This window comes from Pedobacter sp. KBW06 (assembly GCF_003852525.1).
GTDB lineage: Bacteria > Bacteroidota > Bacteroidia > Sphingobacteriales > Sphingobacteriaceae > Pedobacter.
Genome location: NZ_QAJL01000001.1, coordinates 22,202 through 43,925 on the forward strand (window position 1 = coordinate 22,202; position 21,724 = coordinate 43,925).

Below are 21,724 nucleotides of genomic sequence, written 5' to 3' on the forward strand. Positions count from 1 at the left end.
TTTTTATAGTAAAAAATGGTTATGCTTCGTATTTTTTAAAGATCGAAGTAGCGGTATGACCACCAAAACCAAAGGTATTGTTCATCACATAATTCACCTTTTTAGCAATTGATTTACCTAAGATGATGTTTAATCCTTCAGGAATAGCCTCATCCAGGATAACTGTATTCGTAGTTGCCGGAATCATATCGTGTTTTGCAGAAAGAATACTGATCACACTTTCCAGCGCACCTGCAGCACCCAGCAAATGGCCCGTCATAGATTTTGTTCCGCTGATGGCCACCTGTGAATCTTTAAATACCGCCTTAATTCCTTTAAGTTCACTTAAGTCACCAAGACCGGTTGAAGTTGCATGTGCATTGATATAGTCAATTTGTTCCGGTTGAATTCCGGCATCTGCCAATGCCTTTTTCATTCCCTGGATTGCACCTAATCCTTCCGGATGGGTTCCTGTTAAGTGGTAAGCATCAGCTGCCATGCCACCTCCAACCATTTCACCATAGATGGTTGCCCCTCTTTTGATCGCATGTTCGTATTCTTCCAGGATTAAAGCCGCAGCACCTTCAGCGATGACAAAACCATCACGGTCTTTATCGAAAGGGCGTGACGCGTGTTCTGCATCCTCATTATTTTTTGATAAAGCCTGAGCAGCATTGAATCCACCTACCGAAGAATCAGTAATTGCAGCTTCAGAACCACCGGCAATCATCACATTTGCTTTACCCAATCTGATGGTATCAAAAGCACTGATAATTGCAGTATTGGAAGAAGCGCAGGCAGAAACCGTACAGTAGTTCGGTCCATGCAGCTGGTTGCGGATGGAGATCACACCTGCAGCGATATCCACAATCATTTTAGGAATAAAATAAGGATTGAATCTAGGGGTACCATCACCCAGGTGATATTCTTTCAGTTGTTGCTCAAAAGTACCTATACCTCCGTTTCCGGTTGCCCAGATCACACCTACTTCATAACGGTCTGCTTCCTCCATCGTGGAGAAATCAAGGCCTGAATCTTTGATGGCCTGGTCACTTGCTGCAATGGCAAACTGGGTAAAAACGTCATATTTCCTGACTTCTTTTTTCTCCAGGTAATCTTCTGCATTAAAGTCTTTGACTTCACAGGCAAAATGAGTTTTAAATTTGGCAGAATCAAATTTGGTGATTGGTCCTACTCCACTTTTACCTGCAAGGATATTCTTCCACAATTCATCTACAGAATTTCCTAATGGACTAATAACTCCCATTCCGGTTACGACTACTCTTTTCATCCTATTTTATTTGTTTTATATAATATTGTTGTTGGCAAAACTGCCCTTTATATCAATTTATTTTCTTTTCTCTGTGCGCAAAAGGTTGCTGTAGCCTCTGGCGATGATCCTGGTACGCCCTTCGTTCCACACTTCACACTGTACATTGGCAATCTGGTTTCCCTTTTTGATCATGGTGGTTTCTGCAATGATGAGGTCGCCCTCTTTCGCAGAAGCAAAATAATCAATGGCCAGGTTCACCGTTACATAATAATAGGGCTCATCATAACCGAATAAGGTTGCGCCAATCGCATCATCAATAATTGCGGCGGTCATCCCTCCATGAAGAATTCCCATCGGATTGGTCATCTCGTTCCTAATGGTATATTTCAAAATTAACTTTCCCTTTTCTACCAATAAGATCACCGGCTTTAGCCAATTGAACAATGGAGAAGGTGAAGTGGTCATTTCGTTGCCGATGTTCTGCGTAAAAAACTCTGAGGGTGTAAGCATATTAGTTGTTAAGATTCATTTGGATTGGAAATTCGTTCGATCAGTTCCCCGATCACCGAAACAATACCATCCATCAGGCTATTGTTATGGGTTACTTTAGACATCATCATTCCACCTTCAATGAGGGCAATAATTGTTGTTGCCGTCTCATTACTATTGGTATCCGGCCTAAATACATGGGTAGCCATCCCATTTTCGATCAGTGTAGCCAGGTTGCTCATCCAGGTCATAATTCCTGCTGCTGCTTTTTCCCTCAACACCTCACTGGTATCATCCGCCTCCACACCGGTATTCATCAGCGGACACCCTCCTTCCGGAAATGGGGTCTGCTCAAAGCTATGATAAACCTGAGCATGGGCAAGCAACTTCTCTTTATATCCGTCAAACTGGTTTACTTTTGCCTGGATCAGGCGCTGCACCTGTGATAAGTTGTAATCAAAAGCGGCAATTGCTACGGCCTCTTTGTTTTCAAAATTACCGTAAATGCTTCCTTTGCTGAGTTTGGTGGCCTCGATCAGATCAGACAATGCCGTACCTGCATATCCCTGTTTATTGAAGATTCCTGAAGTAGACTCTACAATATACTGACGGGTACTTTCTGATTTTGCTACAAATTCCACGGCACAAATATACCGATCGGTATTTGAAAAACAAATTAAATGATTCAATCCCCGCAGAAAAGGTTAATAAACCGAATCGCTCTTCTCAAAATGAGGGTTTTCAGGCTCCGCTACAACCGGGTTTAAATCTTTGTTTATCGCTGTGTATTGCGCCATTGCCTGAGGATGCAAAGCCAGAATTCCATTTACCTGGTCTTCTTTTCCTGTGGCAAGAAGTTCATTCAGCATTTTAACATCCTCCACATTCAGCTTATTATTTTCAAACTTCGCTGTCCAGTGGTTGATGAAATTGGATACCCTTTTTGTTTCCATTTCGGTGATGATCGGACTAAGGCTTTTTTTCAACTCATCGGCCTCGAAACGTTTCAAGTTATACGATGGATTAAAAGCTTTGAAAAAAGGCATGTTGTGCCGCGATAATTTTCTAAAGGAAAGGAAGAGATAAGGCAGGACGACAATAGCTATCAGGATTAAAGCGCCAATGGTGAGGTTGTTCATAGAATATAAATTGTCTTATGGCGGCAAAAGTAATAGAAAAATGAAGAATAAGAAATTGTATTCCCGATGTCATTTATTAAAATCAGGAGAAAACGGATTACAATTCCGTTTAGTTTTGTGGGTATGAGGTGTACTTATCAACTGTTAACCGTCCTGTTTTTCTTATCTGGTTTCCAGGCACATTCCCAGATCCGGCTCATTGTCTTAGACCAGTACAACTTAAAAAAAGGAGATACGATCCGGGCAAACTTATCCAGCCATGTCCACCTGGAATCAGAATCCGCTCCCCGTCCCACCAATACCCTATCCACGGAGATCCGGCTGCTTCAGAAAGCAAAGAAAATAAACTTAAATCCGTTTATCACCGCAGACCATACCTTATTAAAGTATCAGCCTCAGTTAACAGGAGCTGCATTCCTGGAGATCTCACAACGGAGTCTTGGCGAATATTCAAAAGAAGAATACCTCACTAACCTTAAAGAACAGGGATTGGTTCCCATAGCAAAACAACTGGAGTCTATTCTCAATGGAAAAGACCGGGTAAAGGATACCGCAATATTTTACACCAAATCACTCATTAACATAGAGAAAAATAAACCTTTCTCAAAAGAGCCCATCACCAATGATCATGAAATCACCCTGAAGAGCAACCCCGAGGGGGCGAGTTATGGAGATCAGCTCAGTGCATTGCTTACCCTTGGTGGCAAGCCTTTACCCAATGCACCGGTTGTGCTCTACGTGAAGGCAAAATCCGGAAACATCATCAGTGAGCTGCTCAGTTCAGATGCCGATGGCATGCTGAATATCAAACTGGATATTGAAGGTATTTATTTTTTGCAGCACCTCTTTATCGCCAATGTGAGTACCAGTAATGAAGTCAGCAGTTTATGGACCACCTTTAGTTTTGAGTTTCAGAATACGGTGCATAAACGCGATACGTATTCAGAATTCGGATTTTAAGACTCCGTTTTTTGGATGCGCATGAATGCGGTAATGAACCTCGCTTGCGGGCTCATGAATACCATTGAAAATAATAAATGTTAAGGAATAACATGCTGATGATCGCTTCTTAACCGATAAAGAACAATTGGATACTAATGAAAAATTAGGCTATTTTTGATAAAAAAAACATGACGCTGCTTTCCATTCAGGATACCCCATTTGTTGTAAAACTGAGTTTCGACAAATTTATTGAGGCCATGGAGCAGGATCCATCTGACAGTCAGAAGGCCCTGCTGGAAGAGGTTGCCTTACATCCGGAACTGCGGACAGGGATTACAGAACTGGCAGGAATTGAACCTCACCTCGGACTGATGTCACGTTTACTGGCAGATTTTTTTCCGAAGGGTCTGACCCATAATGAAATCAAAGCACTCAGCATTCCCTATACAAATACGATTTTCAACCATACAGAACGGTTTAAGGACATCTTAACCGCAGCGGGCGACACCTTTAAAATGGACATCAGGGGCTTTGGTGAGCACCAGTTTTATGTCCTCAGCTGCTGTCTGATTTTAAATCAATTTTACGGAACACAACTGGATTTCGGTAAGCCCCTGTTTTACGATATTCCCATGCAAAATGGCGTTGCCAAGCATTACAGGATCATGTACAACGGGGATTATTTAGAAGTAGAGCCTAATCCGAATGCTTCCAAACTCAGTCCGCAGGAGATCGACCTGCTGATCAATAACTTTGACGACCTGGAGCTCTGGAAGGAAAAGTTCCCTTCTAAAAGCTGGACCCTTAAAGGTTTTGCCCTGATGACCTTGTTTGATGCCACTACTGAAAATGCGGTATCGATCTTTAAAGAGAAGTTATTGAAACTGAATGCAAATGATTTTCAGACCAGCATTGAATCTATATTTCAATCAATCTACCGGACTCCGGATTTACAGGTAGGGATTACACTCTACCACCCGGAGGAGCATACTTTTGGGATCACCACGCTTGGACAACCCATCAAAAGCTTTATCTTACCGGATGTCGAGCAAAGAGCGGATCAGGAGGTATTGTGTGCCGGTTCTTATCGACGTTTGGTGAAAGAAAAACGGAGTTATGTCGTTTCAGATGCTCCCGCCCTTCAGGAATACGATCCGGAAAATGTTTTGCTGAACCGCTTTTTGGCACAGGATGTCAAAAGCTTTATCCTCGCACCAATCGTCAGGCATAATGTCTTGTTAGGTATTCTCGAAGTAGTTTCGCCAAGGGCGAAAGACTTTAACAGCATCAATGTAAACAAGCTAGATGAGGTCATCCCTTTTTTAACGGATACCATCGAACGGCTCATTTCAGAACTCCGGGACCGGGTCCAGGTAGTCATTCAGGAAAAGTTCACGACCATTCACTCCAGTGTTTACTGGAAATTCCGTGCAGAAGCACAGCGCTTAATTTATAACCGGCAGCTGGGTTTAGGTTCTGGAACTACCGAAATTATTTTCCCTGAGGTTTATCCCCTATACGGTCAGATCGACATTAAAGGCTCCTCAGAGGCACGGAACCAAAGCATTCAACAGGATTTCAGTACGCAGCTGCACCGCATATTTGCTATTCTCGAGCAGATGGCTGATACTTTTGAAAACATCGGGCAGGAAAAGGAGAGGGTGAGGGCATACTTAGTAGCGCTTTCTCTACCGCTTCAGGCAAGTACCGAACAGCAAATCAGCAATTATATAGAAAGCAGCATTCATCCTCTTTTTCATGAAGTAAAGGACACGGCTGCAGGTGCTTTAATCGATGGTTATTTTAAGTGTACCGACGAGAAAACGGGGAGCTTTCACATCAGCAGAAGACGGTATGAAAATACGGTTTCGATCATCAATGATGAAGTGGCGAAAATTCTGGATCAGGAACAGCTTCATGCACAGAAAATATTTCCTCACTATTATGAGCGTTTTAAGACAGATGGAGTGGAACACAACCTGTATATCGGCGCTTCCATCTCCCCAAAACAGCACTTTGACTTTACAAAACTTCATGAACTGCGTCTTTGGCAACTGCGGACTTTAGTGAAAATGGAGATTGCCCATCACCGCTTAAAACCACATTTACCTTACCCTCTGGCCGTAACAACACTCCTGCTCAGCTACCATTCTGCAATCACCATCCGCTTTAGAATGGATGAAAAAAGATTTGATGTAGATGGCAGTTACAATGCAAGATTTGAAATTGCCAAGAAACGGATAGACAAAGCCAACATTAAAAATACGATGGAAAGGATTACAGAGGCCGGTAAGGTCACGATCGTCTATACCAATGATACGGAATATGAGGAATACCTTAGCCACATCCGGATTTTAAGAGCAGAAAATCTGCTGGCGGCAGAAACAGAGCATTTGGAAGTCGAAGACCTTGTAGGCCTTTCCGGTTTGAAGGCCCTTAGGCTGAAGATTATACACGCAACGTCATAAATTAAAATTTAAGGCTTCAGGAAGCAGATAAATAAGCCGAATCATTACCTTTAATCATGATGAAACCTACCACTATAAAAGCGCTGCTTCTCGATATAGGTGGTGTACTGCTCACCAATGGCTGGGATAGTGCATCCCGGAAACTGGCAGCCGAACATTTTGCGATTGACTTAAAGGACCTGAATGATCGTCACCGCATCATTTTTGAGGCTTATGAATCGGGAAAAATGACCCTGGATGAGTACCTCAACCTCCTGATCTTTTGCAAGGAACGTGATTTTAGCATTTCCGAATTTAAGGATTTCATGTATGGGCAATCTCAGCCTTATCCGGAAATGATTGCCCTGATCAAACAGTTAAAACAAAAATATGGCCTGCAGATTATCGCTGTGAACAACGAAGGCCGGGAGTTGAATGAATACAGGGTGAACAAATTTGACCTGAAAAGTGTTTTTGACATCTTCTCTTCTTCCTGTTTTGTGCACACCCGCAAACCAGACAGAGATTTTTATACCCTCGCCCTTGACCTGGGACAGGTTAAAAAAGAAGAAGTCATTTACCTGGACGACAGGTCCGTTTTCATTCAGGCGGCACAGCTGCTGGGCATTCCCGGAATTCAGCACAACAACGTTGAAATGACCAGACTGGAGTTTGAAGCATACGGATTAAAGGTATAGTATGGCTTAGTGTTTCAGGTATTTGCAGGGAACATTTTGAGGGTGATAATCGATGCCATAGGACTCTTTAAGTAATCTCGTCACAATTTCTGATTGGATGTACTCATTTCTATGCATTTGAGGCAATAAACCCATCATGGCATAACTGATCGGGTTGACCGCAGGAATCAGTGTTTCCCAATCGTATCCTTTCCCCCAGATCAATCCTGGAACTGTTATTTTAAGGTCTGCACCCCGGGCAATCAGGTAGTCCAATACCTCCGCCGATTGATGGCCATTTTGGTTTACGGTATGAAAAACGGAAGTCTGTCCGCCAAAACCGTTTTCATCTGTACCTGCTTTTACATCGACATCCATTCCATGTCTCAACAGGACTTCCGCAGCTGCACAATGGTTAAACTCAGCAGAGATGTGCAATAAAGAGGCTTCATACAAGGGAGTGTAGGCACAGCGAAGGCTGTATTTTCTATGGATTAGACCAGGATCACCTTTAAGCTGCTTTTCAAGCGCGGCTGCATCGTCCAGCAGTACCGCAAGAAGAACCTTGTCGTCAAACCGGAGTCCATAATCTACAAATATTTTCACGATGGATTTAAATGCAGGACTTCTCGTGTATTCACTTGTCAGTTCATAGAGCAAAGGTTCATTACGAAACAATGAATTGGGATCAAGGCCCCTGGCAAAAGCTGCGCTGATCCCTGCAAGATCATGGACTTCTATGAGATTGGCAAACTCCTGTAAATCTTTCATGGCAATTCCTTTAAGCCCCTTGTTTTATCCCTGTCATTTACTTGTTAATTTACGACAATTTACCTGAAATTACACTTTTAATTTTGAGCTTTCCTCCCAGCCTGTTACATTTGGTAAATATTTACGTAAATACTTACCTATATGAAACAAAACATCATCAATGAACTGGGCGCTTTAGCCATTGGAAGCCGCATGAGAAGGCTTCACGATGCTTTATCCAGAGATGCATCTAAAATATATGAGGAGTATGAATTACAATTTGACATCAAATACTTTCCTATTTTCTACCTGATCAGCAGGAGAAAACAGATCGGGATCATGGACATTGCAGAAGAACTGAGCCTCACCCATCCTGCCATTATCCACCTCGCAAAAGAGTTAGAGAAGAAGGGATATATTGAGTCGATTGCTGCCCCGGAAGATCAGCGAAAACGGATGCTCCGCCTCTCGGCAAAAGGAAAGAAAAGCCTTCCTTCTTTTGAAAAGGTTTGGGAAAAAATTGGCCGGTTGAACCAGCAGCTTTTTGAGCAACAACACCAGCTGCTTCAAACACTCGATGCCATAGAGCAAACCTTAGACGAAAAATCATATTACAGAAGATTTCAAGACAATTTAAAATAATGAATACAAATGAATATCAGGTGCAAGACCAGGTAACGCTGCTTGACCGTCCAATCTGGAATGCTTTAAACAGCAAACATTCCGGTTTCGCCCTTGGCAACGAATACGCAAAAAGATATCCTTCCCATATTCTTCCTTTTATAGGTCTTGACCTGGATTCAGCGCAGCCATTGGAGCAGCTGAAAGCATGGATGAAGCCGGATGAAATTGTGTATGCGATTGGCGACCTTCCACAGATTCCTGATTCCTGGCAATTGTTAAACCAGCTGGATTGTGTGCAGATGTTTTGCCCTGAGCTGAGCGTTACGACCTTAGATGAAACTATAGAGATCATCACCCTGAAAGAAGAAGACCGGGCAGAAATGTTCGAACTCATTACCAGCGTACAGCCTGGATATTTTGCCAAAGACACGCCCCTTCTTGGGCATTATAATGGCATTCGTGTGAAGGGAAAATTGATTTCTATGTCGGGCGAAAGACTGGGTCTGGATGCTTTCACAGAACTGAGTGCAGTATGTACCCATCCGGATTTTACAGGTAAAGGCCTGGCCTTTCAGTTGGTTTTAAAGACCTGTCTGGATATGTTTCAACGCGGCACAAAACCTTTTTTACATGTGCTAAACAGCAATACCAGGGCCATCAACCTATACGAAAGACTGGGCTTTGTGAAAAGGAAAGACATTGCCTTTAACCAGCTTAAATCATTATAAATCTTAAAAAAGTCTCCCCCCCCCTTTTTATAGATCATAATTGTTTTTTCTACCTGAGCCGGAACAGGAAAATCTCCTGTTTCTGCTTAGGAGAAGAGGCATCACCTGCCAATAGGAGTAAAATGTCTGGTTAAATCAGTAGCTTTATCTCAGATGGAAATTATCATTAAAGAAATAGCTGTTTATGCAGCCCAATTCATAGAATTGCTGGCCGTTATTGTGATCCTCTTCTCTTCGGTAAAGGCAATTGTCCACTATTTGAAGGACATCAGCAGAAAATCAACCGGATTTTTACCGCATATCAGTATCCGCTTGAATTTAGGTAAATCTCTGGCGATTGCCCTGGAACTCCTTCTTGGTGCTGATATCTTAAAAACCGCCATTGCCCCCGGATGGACCGAAATTGGACAGCTTGCAGCTATAGCGACTTTAAGAACCGCCTTAAATTACTTCCTCGAAAGGGAATTAAAAAATTCCAATCCTAAAGGAGAATAATCCGGTTAATCTTGTTTTGCTGCCAGGAATGCACCATCTACAATAAACAGTTTCACTCCATTTTCAGAAATTGAACGGTGGGAACTCAGTTCATCTGAAACCTGATAAGACATTCCTTTCGTTAATTTATACTGAGTTCCATCAGAAAGCTCGCTGATCATTTCTCCTTCAAGGCAATAAATGATGTGTCCTTTGCTGCACCAATGATCCGCTTTATAGTCTTTTGAGTATTCTACTATCCTGATCCGTAAATCGCCATAGCTGATCGTTTTCCAGTAAGCCGTTCCGGTTTCGCCCTGATGTTCGGTGGCTGGTATGTTTTCCCAATCTGTGTTTTGAAAAGGGATATTTCCTGAGTTGATCATATTTATGGTTTAAGGGGAATGTGATAAGTATTCACGTCTTTTACAGCGTTAAAGCCCAGTTTTACGTAGACGTATTCTCCTGCTTTTGAAGCATGTAAAACACAAAGCTTTTTTTGGTCGTTGATGCATTCCTTAAGCAAATGCACCGTCAGCTTTTTGGCCAATCCCTTTCCTCTCGATTCAGGTAAGGTTCCGATCATATGTAAACCGGCATTGCCCTGTGCATCATAGAAGATCAGTCCACATGCCGCAGCCTGGTTTTCATGATAGGCAATGAACAGCCTCAGCTTGTCCTTCCTGTTGATCAATGACGCCACCACTTCAGGACCTACATGGTAATTAAATGACTGCGCAGCAATGGAGGCAAATAAATCCGCCTTCTCCTGGTCTTGTACCTCTTCAAAATGAATTGCTGATGAGGCCTCATCATTAAATACGGCGGCCGACAGGTCGATCATCATTCCCAATTGTTTCATACGCGGAGTAAATCCCACAGCAGACAATGGTTCCTGATAACGTTCCGCAAGGGATTCAGTAAAGGTGATCATATTGGGCAATTCGCCGGCCTGGATCTGAACGGCTAATTTTTCAAATACCGAAGGTTCCGGATCCTGCTCCATGCCAAGGTTGAATATTCTTTTCGGCCAGTCTGAGTCCTTAACCAGGATTGCTTTAAAATCAGATGTGCTGAAAAGTGTGTTCGATTGCTGACCAACAAAGTCCCAAAACTCAAACATATTATTGATCACGATCCATTCTGCCGGATCTATATTTTCTTTTGCGCTCATAAAGCTTATTCTCTTTTTTTATTCTTTCACAATATACCAATCCATCCATTTTTTAAGCCATCCTATCCTTTCTTTGATAAATTTAGGACCGAAGAAGAAATTGGACCAGTCTTCAAAATGATCGTAATGGAATTTGAAGTAAAAGATCCACCAGGCGAATCCGAAATAGGGAATTGCCTTGACTTCTGCCGCTGATAATGGCCTGACCTTGTGGTAACCTGCCAGGAAAACCTGGAATGCATTGTCTGCCTCTTCCTGAGTCATTCGATTGGCGAGCACCTGCAGAAAATAATGTGCATAGAAAGAAGCCAGGTCATTCACCAGCTGTCCTTTTCCTGCAAAATCAAAATCGAAGAAGGTGATGTTTCCATCTTCCTGAAAATGAAAATTCTTAGGCAAGAAATCGTAATGGCAATATCCATATCCAAATGAAGGAAGATCCATTTGTTCTATTTTCTTAAAAACCAGGCTTACGGCTTGCTCGAGGTAAGCATATTCCTCATCTAATCCTTTAAATGCGGGTTTAATCGTTTCCATGGGCAAGGTCAACGTGGTGTTCAGGTTAAACTCCTCTCTTGGATGACTCAGCTCCAGATTGGCCGTAATCTGATGTATTTTTGCCATTTCGGTTCCAAATCGTGTCAGTTGTTCATCCGTCATGTTACCAACCACCTCCCCCTCGGCATAAGAAAACAAAACCCCATACCGGGTTCCTTCGGCAGCGTTAAAAGCCTGGATTTCGTTTCCTTCCAGATCTTTAAGCGGATGAGCTACACTAGCGCCCCTCTGATTTAAAATATTCAGCAGTTCCAGTTCTCCTTTAATTTCATCCAATTTACGATGGGCGTCCCGGTAAATTTTAAAGATGTATCTGGAAGTTTGGTTCTCCAGAATATAAGTATCACTCACATTGTGAATGAGCAGGCGGCAGCTCATTTCATGGAATCCGTATTTTTGTTCTATTACATCTTTTAAGGCCTTAGCGGAGAGCAGAGAGTACTGCGTGGGGAAGATATTCATACCTTGCAATTTACATAAAACCTTCAAAGAGCACAACAAAAAACTCGGGTTGTACCTGTAAAAAGCAAGGTACAACCGGAGTTATCAAGGTATAAAACCGAAGTTTAAGCTTTCTTTTCTTCTTCTTCCTTTCCGGTTATTGCAGGAGGCATCAGCTGGTAAATAATTGGCGTAACAATTCTGGACAACAGCGTCGAGCTGATCAATCCGCCAATCAATACAATGGCTAATGGTGCAACCAAAGGATTGGTCGATATGGCAATCGGAATAAGTCCTCCAATGGCGGTAAGTGAGGTCAGCACGATTGGCAAAAACCTGACTTCACCTGCTTCCCGGATTGCTTCCTGTAAGCCCTTTCCCTGCTGCCTCAGCTGATTGGTGAAATCCACCAGCAAAATGGTGTTCTTCACCTCAATCCCCGCCAGGGCAATTAAACCTATAATCGCCACAAAAGACAGCGAATTACCCGTGAGCCATAAGGCTACTGCCGCACCGACCACGCCTAAAGGAATTACAGACAGGACAATCAATGTACTTTTAAAGGTTTTAAACAACAGGATCAACACCGCAATAAACAAAAAGACGGTGACCAATATGATGCTCATAAAACCACCAAAGGAATTGTTCCTCGATTCGACCTCACCTCCCATTTCATAGCTATAGCCAGCAGGGAGTTTCAGTTTATTCATTTTCAGGACCACTTCATCGATGACCCGGTTCACCAGAAATCCATCCTGCACATGTGCCTGCACCGATACCACGCGTTTCTTCTCCTGGTGGTTAATAACGGCTGGTGAAGCATCCAGTTTCAGCGTTGCAATCTGGTTCATGGGAATCGCATTGCCCTGCACACTGTTGACATACAGGTTTCTGAAAGCATCCATTCCCGGCCGGCCTTCCTTGGTCCTGGTGAGCAATACACCATAACCATTTTTATTGTCGTTGTTATAGAACGTCCCCATGCTCAGTCCCGTTACCGCCAGTCTGGCCGTTTGGTCTATATTTAAGGTAGGCACGCCTAACAGTTGGGCTTTTTCTTTATTCAGCACCACCCTGATGTCGCTTTTGAGCAACGCTACCGGATTATTGATATACATACTTCCCGGAACTTCATGTAACAGCTTTTCCACCCTGATGGACAAGCTGCGCAAAGAATCCAGGTTATCTCCAAACAACCTGATTTCAACCGGTGCAATCACCGGTGGTCCCTGCTGAAAATTCTTCACCTCGATCTTTGCACCGGGGTAATGTGCCCAGTGAAGTTGCAATTTCTGAATCAAGGCCAGTTTTTTATCCGGCGAAGTATCCTCGTCCAGCTGTACAAACAGCTGTGCAAAATCGCTTCTGTCATTTTCCGGAATTTCATTATAATAAATACGTGGATTTCCTTTTCCTATGTTGGAAGAAAAATACCTCACTTCAGGCTGTTGTTTCAATTCTTTTTCAATCGCACGGGTAATGCTGTCTGTATAAGAAAGGTTAGATTGGTTAGGCGTAGTAATGTTCAGCAAAAACTGTGGCTTCTCTGAAGCAGGGAACAAACTAAAACCGATCACCTTAAACAACACGATAGAACCCGCAAACAAGGCTACCGCAATCGCCATTGTAAACAAAGGTCTTTTAAGTGCTTTCTCCAATAACAGGGCATAACTTCCATGAATCAGCTTTTTCAAACCACGCATCAGGAAGTTTCCTTCCGGATTTCCCAGGTGGTTTTGCAAGAGACGGCTCGATAAGAAAGGGATAATCGTTAAAGAAACCAGCATGGAAGCCATGACACAAAAGATCACTGCCAATGGTAAAGACCTGATAAAATCTCCGGAGCCTTCCGGTAAAAATACCAGCGGCATAAAAGCGATGACCAGGGTAATTGTACAACCTACTACCGCCAGTCCGATTTGTTTTGTGGCCTTTAAAGTGGCCTCCATCCGGCTATGCCCTTCCAGCATCCAGCGTTCAATATTTTCCACCACCACAATACTATCGTCCACCAGTAAACCCAGGGCCACCACCAATCCGACGATACTGAGCTGATTGAGGTTAAAACCAAAAAGCTGGAGCAATACAATCCCTATGGCCAGGGAAAGTGGAATGGAGATCATCACGATCACCGCAGGTCTGATCCCCAAAGGAAGCAGGGTGACCGCAACCAGCATGATGGCGATCATGAAATCAAAGCCCAGCCCTGATAGCCGCCTGTTGACATTGTTGGCCTGATCAAAATTCTGAACCAGGTCAATGTTGGCAGGTAAGGTCTTTTTGAAGTTTTCCAGCACCGGAAGGTAAAGTTTTTGTGTTTTACTAATGTTCTCCCCTTCTTTCTGCGCTGCCGTCACAAATAAACAACGATGACCGTTTAACCGGGTAATGTGTTTGTCTTCCTCGTAACCATAGTATACCCGGGCAATATTTTTCAGGATGATATTTTTTCCGGCCGCAGCATACACAACGGTGTTCTGAACGGCCTCCAGCGTCCTGTATTCATTGGTCACCACATTAAAGGTCTGGTGGGCAGCATCGATACTTCCTCCCGGAATACTCGCCATTTCGCTGCGCAGGCTATTGGTAATGGCACTCAGCGGCAGGTTCATTTGTGCCATCTTTTCAAGATCCAGTTCTATGCGTACCTGCTGTCTGGGCAGGCCAAAAATGGATACCTTTTTTAATGCGCTCACCTTTTCCAGTTCATCCTGAAGTTTTTCTGCAAAATACTGCATCCGGTTCCTTGGCGCATTTTCAGAAACCAGGGCTACCTGCAGCACATTCACATCTGAGGGTTGCTGCTTTTGGACTTCTATGCTATAAATGTCTGCAGGCAATTCCGGCCTCTTGCTGTTTACTTCCCTTACAATTTCCTGGTATTTCGCTTCTACATTGCTGCTATATTTATATTCGACCCTTAACACAGCTACTCCGTTAGAGATGCTCGTACGGATCCTTTTGATGTCGTCCAAACCGGAAATCGTTTTTTCCAATGGGGTAACTACCCTATCTTCAATGTCTCTCGGACTTGTTCCGGGGTATACAATAATGACAGAGAAAAAAGGCGCATGCATTTCCGGATCTTCTGACCGGGGCATACTGAACATGGTTGTGACTCCCAACACGATGATCATGAGAAAGATCACCAGGGTAAACTGGCTGTTCTTTACCGCGTAATCTGATATTTTCATTTTTTCTCCTTTAATGGTGAATGAATGGTGATTGCACTCTGATCGGTCAGGTAGGCTGATCCGGAAACAATTAAACCTTTTGCATCCTGTAAACCATCGCTAATGGTCACGGTATGGTCTTCGATTCCGGCAATGGTTACTTTCACTTTCTTCGCGGTTTTATCATCATTGGTGATAAATACATAACCCGTATTGCCATCTCCATCCAGCAAAGCTTCATAAGGTATTTTCCAAACCCCTTTGTGCTCCGTTTTTCCGGAAGGGCTGATGATTGCTTTTCCGAACATCCCTGAGGCGATTTGTGGTTTCTTACCTGTTAAGGTGATGTGAGCAGTGAAAGTGCCGGTAGCAGGATCAACACCTTCCGACTTACGACTCAGGAAACCTTCCATAAATTGTCCAGGCAATGCAGCAGTTTCCACCTTTGCCGGATCGTTCAGTTTCAACAGTGCCCATTCCTGATCACTGATCCCTACCTTCAACAGCCATTTTCCGGATTGGGCGCCATTGGTTTGCAATACGGCTGTTCCGGGAGAAACCTGTTGCCCCGCATCAGCCAGCTTTTTCAGGATAAACCCATCCTGCGACGCATGGATTTCAGAATACCTTCTGTTAAAAGCAACGAGGTTTACCTGTTGTTCTGCAAGTTGAAGTGCTGTTTTGCTGTTCTGCAATTGCTCCAGTGTGGCTACACTATCGGCATACAGGTTTTTGATGCGCTGGTAATCACGCTTTGCTTTTTCCTGGTTCAGCTGAACCTGTTGTACCTGTGCATTGATTTCCGTCAGGTTTAAAGTGGCCAGCAACTGTCCCTTCCTTACCGCATCTCCTTCTTTAACGAGCACACGATTGATGATCCCCCCGGTTTTGAAGGATAACATCACTTCATCGTCGGTGGTAAATTCTCCGGAAACGGTAACCGGGGCATTGCTATGTTCCTGGTTCAGCATCATCACCTGAACGGGAATGTTGTCTTTGACGGTTGTTTTCTGTTCAACCGGTTTTGAGCTATTGCAGGCGTTATAAAGTGGCGTGCACAACAATAGGGCTACATAATGAATGGCTTTCATGTATATGAGTTTTAATGAGGGTTATGGATTGGATAACTCGCCTGGTCGCGTTCCAGTTGCGCAAGTGTAATTTGTAAATCTGCCTGGGTCTCCGCCATGCGTAACCGGGCATTGGTGAGCTGGTCCTGGGCATCTATCAATTCCAGGTACAGCAACTGGCCTGCATTGTAGGCCTTAAGCTGATCTTTATAGTATTTTGTGGCCAGTGTTAAACCTGCAACCGCACTGCTGCAGGCGGCTTTGGCCGAATTGTAATTGTTATAGGTCTGAACAAGCTGTAAACGCAGTGATTGTTCGGCTTCATCTAATCTGGCCTGAGTAACTTTGAGCCCGGATTGTGCCTGTGCCGCACGGAATTTATTTTTACCACCGGTAAAGATGTCCCACTGCAGGTTTACTCCCCAGAGGTAATACCTGGTTTTATCGTTGACCTTGAAATCCATTCCCTGAGAACCCAGATCCAGAAAAGTGCTGAGCTTGGGAATGATAGCGGAACGTTGCAACTTGTAGTCAAGCGTATTTGCTGCTTTCAATGCCTGCAATTGTTTGAGTTCCTCGCGACCGGAAATTCCGGTTAGCGTATCCGGCTCTGCGATGACCGCTGCCATCACAATGGTATTGATGGAATCTTTTAAAGGACGGTTGAGCAGGAAGTTGAAATAGGCTTTTGCATTCCCCGCATTCCGTTGCGCGTTGACCAATGCCGCATTTGTCTTTTGCTGTTCCGTTTGTGCACGAAGCAATGCCGTTCCGTTTCTGACGCCATTTTTAAGGAGACTGGCATTCACACGGATATTTTCTGCAATGAGCAGCAATGCACTTTGATAAGCCTCTACACCCTGTAATGCCTGGTAATAATGGTAATAAGCGGTTTTGATGTCTTTTACTAAAGTCCTTTTATACACATTTACAGCGGCCTGCTGACTGCTGATAAGTTGTTGTTTAATCTCTTTATTGTAACGGATCTCTGCATTGATCAGGGAAAGAGAAGTTCTCAGTTTCACATCATAAAAATTATCAGGGTTGAGTAAGAACGACTGATTGGGAAGCTGAGGGAATTTATTGGAAGCGGTTAATTCATTCAGGGCGGCATATACCGGATTGACCAGGTCTCCTACCGGTACATCAATGGTACGGCCCCCGTCTGCTTTTGTATAGCTGCCGAGCATGCTTACCGTTGGCAGATACATGGCTTTGGCTTCCTTCAAAGCAAACATTGCTTTTTCCAGATCGAATTGCTGCTGTTTTAAGCCCTGGTTTTGAGCAAAGGCCAAACTGATATAATCGTCCAGCTGCCGGTTCCCTTCCTGAGCTGCCGCAGGCCTACATAAAGCCAACACACAGGCAGTGAAGGCAATAGATGTTTTAATAAATGATGTGTACATAGTGAACAGTGTTTAGCATTGGTGCAAAAAATTTTGATTCTCAGATCAGGTTTAAATAGTTATAAATGATGTATACATAATAAACAGTGTTTAGTGACTGAGCAAAAAAAACCTAGACCACAATGGAGTCCAGGTATTCTTCTACTGCCTTAAATAATACGGGTTGAATTGATTCTTCGCCGATCACCATTACTTTTAACCGGCAACGAAGGTTCAGTGATACCAGTCCATGCATCATAGACCAGACCTGTAAGGCTGCCTGCATTGGGTCTTTGAAAATCAATAGTCCGTTTTTCATACATTCTTCCAGACAATCCACTAAATAGAAAAAAGTTTCTCCTCCATTGTCTTTGTGCAGCTCGTCATCTACATTCATTGGCGCACGGATGATAAACATCAGGTCATACAATTCCGGATTTTCCAAACCAAAAGACACATAGGTCTTGCCCAGCTGCTCCAGTCTCCTGATGGGATCTTTACTGGTTGCATGAGTTTTAAAAGCTTCCAGTAATTTCAGAAAAGCCTGGCCCTGCACTTCATAAAGCAATTCGTCTTTATCTTTATAATATAAATAAATGGTTCCGGGACTATACTCAATGGAATCTGCAATATTGCGGATGGAAGTTTTTGCATAACCATCTTCCAGGAACATTTTCATGGCCGCAGTAGTGATCATTTTCTTCATCTCCCCTTTTTCACGTTCTTTTCTTTCTGAGATTCCCATAGCTTTATATTAACACCGCAAATATACTGAATGGTGTTCAGTAAATCCAAATGAATTCGGTAAAAGATAATAATCGAACTGATAGGCGCCCGGAAGTCTCCTGTTACGCTCCTATTACGCTCTTGGTTTGGAAGACGGTTGGAAGGCTATTGGGAACTGGTTCGAAGCATCTGGAAGGCAGTTTCAACCTTTCAATAATCTTCCAACCATCTCCCAACCATCTTCCAAACCAAGAGCGTAATAGGAGCATATATAGAGTGTTCCAGGAGGTATCTCATACCAGCAGGGCAGTTTATCCAAACTACACTTCTGAAAAGGGATAAAAGCACTGTTAAAAAAGGTGGTTTTCAGCTTATTATTCCCAAAAGTTTTGAATGAGCTTTAGGATATGGAATTACAGGCCTTGAAAACATCAAAAGTCAACTTAAAATTCTCAGGATTCATTTCCAGCAATTCCACCGTAAAAATCGATTTCAATATTTTGCCGGGGTCCAGGGCTCCGGGATATTTTGCGGCCATCTGGCAGGGTGCTTTGGTGCAATCCTTCCACACTGCATTTCAAATTCATCAGATCAAAAATCATCAGCCATCCGGCACTTTAAAGTTCAATAGTTTACAATTAGGCAAACAAGATTATATCATTGGTTTTGGGTTCAGTTCAAACAGAAGAATCTCCATTTGCAGGACGCTTTATATTCCTGCTACTCCACGCCCCTTTCAAACGTTAAGTAATTTGATAAACCTCTGTTTCAAAGACGAGCTCCTGCCTGATCAGGGCATAAACCTCTTTATGCCGGGAAATTTCAATCCTCAATCCATGCGCTACCTATACTAGAAAAATACGCTCCGATATACCTCAGCTACTTTAAAAGGGCTTTTCCCCCCGGCCTTTTTAAACGTAGCATCCCAGCACGGAATTTGAAAATTAATTTCTTTAAACCTAATTATAATGTTAAATTTAAACAAACCCTAAATTCATCTCTATGACGCTTAAATCAACCCTCATTGGGCTAGCCCTGACCGCTGGTGTGATCAGTGCATGTCAGAACAAATCCCTTGACACTGCCCGGGAAAAACCTTCAACCCCTTCAGACGACTCACTAAGCATACAGGTCGCCAGAGATTATGTGGCCAATTATGCACGAAGGGCCGGAACCGTGGTTTCAGATGGAAAAGAAGTACCAGACACCCGCGCTGTATGGTTCGACATTGAAAGGCTTAAAAGCCTGATAAAAAAGGTGGAAGCCGAAGGTGGCGATGGAATCCGCTTTTACTTTGCTACTTACGACAGTACCTACAATGCGAACAGCAACACCCATATCCCGGTTAAAGAATACTGGAACCACAATACCCTGATTATGGTTTCAACAAAAGACAGCCTGGGTTATCACCGGGATTATTACAATGATAAAATCAACAGCAAAGCTGCAAATGGCATGATTCTATCCACCACGCCCGAAAATCGCGGCGAGATGTGCCCGCCTCCTGCAAATTGTCAGGACATCGGTGCGACCCTGATTTCAGATACGATTCCTGCAAAAAAATGATCCTCTATTTTACCGTCAACACCACGATAGAATTCATCTGCCTCCTTATTGCATGCCTTTGTCTCTACAAAGACCGGGATCCAATATGGAGGTTCTGCATTCTTTACCTGCTCTTCACCTGCGCAACAGAAGTTTCGGCCATTCACATCAGGAAAGTCTTAAACCAGTCTAACTTGCCGCTGTATAATGTTTTTCTATTGATAGAATGCTGCTTTATCAGTACTTTCTTCTATTTCCTGTATAAGCGGTACGTCAATAAGACCAAATGGCTGATGGTCTGGCTGGGCGTTTTTACCCTCCTCTTTTTTGCAGAGCTGATTCACAACCATTTTTTAAACTTCACTTTTAAAACAGCCTCTGTATTGTCACTGGTTTTTGTATTGGCGAGTTTATATTTCTATTACCTCATTCTGAAAGATGAAAAATTTGAGCGGCTCAATAATTACGCTCCATTCTGGTGGGTCAATGGAACGCTGATCTTCTATTTCGGGAGTACTTCGACAAATATTTTCTTTGATTACCTGATTCAGGATCAGATTTCTGTCTTCGCGCATTCGATCAGGTACATTATTTTCAATATACTTAATGTATTGTTATATTGCTGTTGGTCTTACGCTTTCTTATGCAAATATCTTCAAAGGAAGTCTTCTTCCTCATTAGCCTGATCACCGTTATATTCCTGATTGCCCCACTGTTTCTCATCGTGTATGTAAACCTGTATAACCGCCGTAAAAAGAAACATGATGAGGAAACGGAGTCACTAAAAAGATCATTTGAAAATGAGCTCCTCAAATCTCAGATGGAGGTTCAGGAACAAACCCTGAAAACAGTCGCCTACGACCTTCATGACAATATCGGACAATTGCTTGGCTTGACCATCATCACGCTCAGCTCTATCAATATGAACGATCCCGCAAAGGCGATGGAGAAAATTGCCGCAGCCGAAGACCTGGCCAAAAGGTCCGTAAAAGAGATCCGGGCACTTTCCAGATTATTAGATGGAGAAGAACTCATCAGCAGGGGCCTCATAGGCGCAATTGCATTTGAACTGGACTGGATGGAGAAATCTCAGCTTTATAAGATCAGTTATCACAGTAGCCTGAACAAACTGCCGCCGAAGGCAGATAAAGAGACCATTATCTTTCGCTTATTTCAGGAAACCCTTCATAATATTATCCGGCATGCAAAAGCATTAGAAATAATTATTAACTTGGAATTTATAAATGACACGTTAACTTTATCGATAGCTGATGACGGAATTGGATTTGACTTTACTGAAATCAAGAAAAGACATAAAGGCTTGGGTCTTCAGAATATACAAAAAAGAGTAGCTATGATTGGCGGAACAGTATCCTTTGATACTGCGCCTGGTACCGGGACCAGAATTACCATTACAATTCCCTACTAAATAGCCTCTTTTTCAAACTCATGGACCATAGCAGCATTCCAATAGCCATTATTGATGACCACACCTTATTTCGCCAGGGGCTGATCAGCCTGCTTTCAGAATTCCCCGAAGTAAATATTATTTTTGATGCTGCCAACGGAGCAGAAATGAAGGAAAAAATAAACCTTCATCCCCTTCCTGAAGTGGTATTGATGGACATCAGTATGCCGGTATTGGATGGTTATGAAGCCACTTTATGGCTAAAGCAGCAATATCCGGACATCAAGGTCCTCGCTTTAAGCATGTTTGAAGAAGACAAACCGATTATAAAAATGCTAAAAAACGGAGCCGGTGGCTACCTGCTGAAAGAATCCAGGACGAGCGATCTGGTCAATGCGATAAAAATCATCAATCAGCAGGGCTATTATTTAAACGACCTTGTTTCCGGAAAACTCCTGAGAAGCATTCAGAACGAGCAGCTTTCCAGTCCCCTGTCCACTCAGTTAAGTGCCAACGAAATGAAATTCCTCCAGCTCTGCTGCTCCGAGCTCACCTATAAAGAAATCGCTGATCAGATGAATTTAAGTCCACATACCATTGACAACTACCGGCAGGAACTGTTTCAAAAATTCGACATTAAGTCCAGAACTGGACTGGTCTTATTCGCGATCAAACAGGAACTCATCGATTTATCCCAGTGCTAACCGGTGTATTCCGGCGCT

The 21,724-nt window shown here is 43.2% G+C and carries 23 protein-coding genes; 11 read left to right on the forward strand and 12 right to left on the reverse strand.

Translation table 11 applies throughout. The features are described 5' to 3' along the window. Positions 1-19 precede the first annotated feature (19 nt). The 4 genes from fabF to DBR43_RS00100 all read right to left on the reverse strand — a co-directional run bounded on the left by fabF (position 20) and on the right by DBR43_RS00100 (position 2,880). Positions 20-1,270, reverse strand: coding sequence for a beta-ketoacyl-ACP synthase II (gene fabF, locus DBR43_RS00085; RefSeq protein ID WP_124576717.1), 1,251 nt, complete (start codon positions 1,268-1,270; stop codon positions 20-22). A gap of 57 nt (positions 1,271-1,327) precedes the next feature. After that, positions 1,328-1,762, reverse strand: coding sequence for a PaaI family thioesterase (locus DBR43_RS00090; RefSeq protein ID WP_124576719.1), 435 nt, complete (start codon positions 1,760-1,762; stop codon positions 1,328-1,330). 8 nt (positions 1,763-1,770) lie between these two features. Further along, positions 1,771-2,382 carry a TetR/AcrR family transcriptional regulator gene (locus DBR43_RS00095; protein ID WP_124576721.1) on the reverse strand — a complete coding sequence of 204 codons (612 nt, stop codon included), beginning with the start codon at positions 2,380-2,382 and terminating at the stop codon, positions 1,771-1,773. A 63-nt stretch (positions 2,383-2,445) separates the two neighbouring features. After that, positions 2,446-2,880, reverse strand: a complete 435-nt coding sequence (locus DBR43_RS00100) for a hypothetical protein (RefSeq protein WP_124576723.1) — start codon at positions 2,878-2,880, stop codon at positions 2,446-2,448. Positions 2,881-3,003: 123 nt separating this feature from the next. Between DBR43_RS00100 and DBR43_RS00105 the strand changes: the two genes are divergently transcribed. The 3 genes from DBR43_RS00105 to DBR43_RS00115 all read left to right on the forward strand — a co-directional run bounded on the left by DBR43_RS00105 (position 3,004) and on the right by DBR43_RS00115 (position 6,967). Continuing rightward, a complete protein-coding gene (locus DBR43_RS00105) occupies positions 3,004-3,840 on the forward strand; it encodes a DUF4198 domain-containing protein (protein ID WP_158622388.1) in 837 nt (278 codons plus the stop codon). Positions 3,841-4,010: 170 nt separating this feature from the next. After that, positions 4,011-6,290, forward strand: a complete 2,280-nt coding sequence (locus DBR43_RS00110; protein WP_124576728.1) for a GAF domain-containing protein — start codon at positions 4,011-4,013, stop codon at positions 6,288-6,290. 56 nt (positions 6,291-6,346) lie between these two features. Then, entirely contained in the window at positions 6,347-6,967 is a 621-nt protein-coding gene (locus DBR43_RS00115; protein WP_124576730.1) for an HAD family hydrolase, read from the forward strand. A 6-nt stretch (positions 6,968-6,973) separates the two neighbouring features. Here the strand turns inward: DBR43_RS00115 and DBR43_RS00120 are convergent, their stop codons facing one another. Continuing rightward, positions 6,974-7,717: an ankyrin repeat domain-containing protein gene (locus tag DBR43_RS00120; RefSeq protein ID WP_124576732.1), complete on the reverse strand. Its 744-nt coding sequence runs from the start codon at positions 7,715-7,717 to the stop codon at positions 6,974-6,976. A gap of 141 nt (positions 7,718-7,858) precedes the next feature. Between DBR43_RS00120 and DBR43_RS00125 the strand changes: the two genes are divergently transcribed. From DBR43_RS00125 to DBR43_RS00135, 3 genes are all read left to right on the forward strand, one after another. Continuing rightward, positions 7,859-8,338, forward strand: a complete 480-nt coding sequence (locus DBR43_RS00125; protein ID WP_124576733.1) for a MarR family winged helix-turn-helix transcriptional regulator — start codon at positions 7,859-7,861, stop codon at positions 8,336-8,338. Further along, positions 8,338-9,048 (forward strand): GNAT family N-acetyltransferase, encoded by a 711-nt coding sequence (locus tag DBR43_RS00130; RefSeq protein WP_124576735.1) that lies wholly within the window; start codon positions 8,338-8,340, stop codon positions 9,046-9,048. The genes DBR43_RS00125 and DBR43_RS00130 overlap by 1 nt, the downstream gene beginning before the upstream one ends. A 153-nt stretch (positions 9,049-9,201) precedes the next feature. After that, entirely contained in the window at positions 9,202-9,543 is a 342-nt protein-coding gene (locus DBR43_RS00135) for a DUF1622 domain-containing protein (protein WP_124576737.1), read from the forward strand. Between the two features lie 5 nt (positions 9,544-9,548). Here the strand turns inward: DBR43_RS00135 and DBR43_RS00140 are convergent, their stop codons facing one another. From DBR43_RS00140 to DBR43_RS00170, 7 genes are all read right to left on the reverse strand, one after another. Beyond that, complete coding sequence (locus tag DBR43_RS00140) at positions 9,549-9,908, reverse strand: DHCW motif cupin fold protein (protein ID WP_124576739.1); 360 nt, start codon at positions 9,906-9,908, stop codon at positions 9,549-9,551. A gap of 2 nt (positions 9,909-9,910) precedes the next feature. Then, positions 9,911-10,696, reverse strand: coding sequence for a GNAT family N-acetyltransferase (locus DBR43_RS00145; protein ID WP_124576741.1), 786 nt, complete (start codon positions 10,694-10,696; stop codon positions 9,911-9,913). Positions 10,697-10,714: 18 nt separating this feature from the next. Further along, on the reverse strand, positions 10,715-11,716 hold the full coding sequence (locus DBR43_RS00150; protein WP_124576743.1) for a phosphotransferase enzyme family protein: 1,002 nt from the start codon (positions 11,714-11,716) through the stop codon (positions 10,715-10,717). A gap of 104 nt (positions 11,717-11,820) precedes the next feature. Continuing rightward, positions 11,821-14,889, reverse strand: coding sequence for an efflux RND transporter permease subunit (locus DBR43_RS00155; RefSeq protein WP_124576745.1), 3,069 nt, complete (start codon positions 14,887-14,889; stop codon positions 11,821-11,823). Then, the gene (locus tag DBR43_RS00160; RefSeq protein WP_124576747.1) at positions 14,886-15,959 is read right to left on the reverse strand and encodes an efflux RND transporter periplasmic adaptor subunit; all 1,074 of its coding nucleotides are present in this window, start codon (positions 15,957-15,959) and stop codon (positions 14,886-14,888) included. Before DBR43_RS00160 ends, DBR43_RS00155 begins: the two co-directional genes overlap by 4 nt. 11 nt (positions 15,960-15,970) lie before the next feature. Continuing rightward, positions 15,971-17,344 carry a TolC family protein gene (locus DBR43_RS00165; protein WP_124576749.1) on the reverse strand — a complete coding sequence of 458 codons (1,374 nt, stop codon included), beginning with the start codon at positions 17,342-17,344 and terminating at the stop codon, positions 15,971-15,973. 112 nt (positions 17,345-17,456) lie between these two features. Continuing rightward, positions 17,457-18,068: a TetR/AcrR family transcriptional regulator gene (locus tag DBR43_RS00170; protein ID WP_124576751.1), complete on the reverse strand. Its 612-nt coding sequence runs from the start codon at positions 18,066-18,068 to the stop codon at positions 17,457-17,459. Between the two features lie 388 nt (positions 18,069-18,456). Here DBR43_RS00170 and DBR43_RS00175 point away from each other — a divergent pair, with 388 nt between their 5' ends. The 5 genes from DBR43_RS00175 to DBR43_RS00195 all read left to right on the forward strand — a co-directional run bounded on the left by DBR43_RS00175 (position 18,457) and on the right by DBR43_RS00195 (position 21,706). Further along, positions 18,457-18,903 (forward strand): hypothetical protein, encoded by a 447-nt coding sequence (locus DBR43_RS00175; RefSeq protein WP_124576753.1) that lies wholly within the window; start codon positions 18,457-18,459, stop codon positions 18,901-18,903. 148 nt (positions 18,904-19,051) lie between these two features. Then, complete coding sequence (locus tag DBR43_RS00180) at positions 19,052-19,615, forward strand: hypothetical protein (RefSeq protein ID WP_124576755.1); 564 nt, start codon at positions 19,052-19,054, stop codon at positions 19,613-19,615. Next, positions 19,612-20,280, forward strand: coding sequence for a hypothetical protein (locus DBR43_RS00185; RefSeq protein ID WP_124576758.1), 669 nt, complete (start codon positions 19,612-19,614; stop codon positions 20,278-20,280). Before DBR43_RS00180 ends, DBR43_RS00185 begins: the two co-directional genes overlap by 4 nt. Beyond that, entirely contained in the window at positions 20,238-21,023 is a 786-nt protein-coding gene (locus DBR43_RS00190) for a sensor histidine kinase (RefSeq protein ID WP_124576760.1), read from the forward strand. Before DBR43_RS00185 ends, DBR43_RS00190 begins: the two co-directional genes overlap by 43 nt. A 20-nt stretch (positions 21,024-21,043) precedes the next feature. Continuing rightward, positions 21,044-21,706, forward strand: coding sequence for a response regulator transcription factor (locus DBR43_RS00195; RefSeq protein ID WP_124576762.1), 663 nt, complete (start codon positions 21,044-21,046; stop codon positions 21,704-21,706). Positions 21,707-21,724 lie beyond the last annotated feature (18 nt).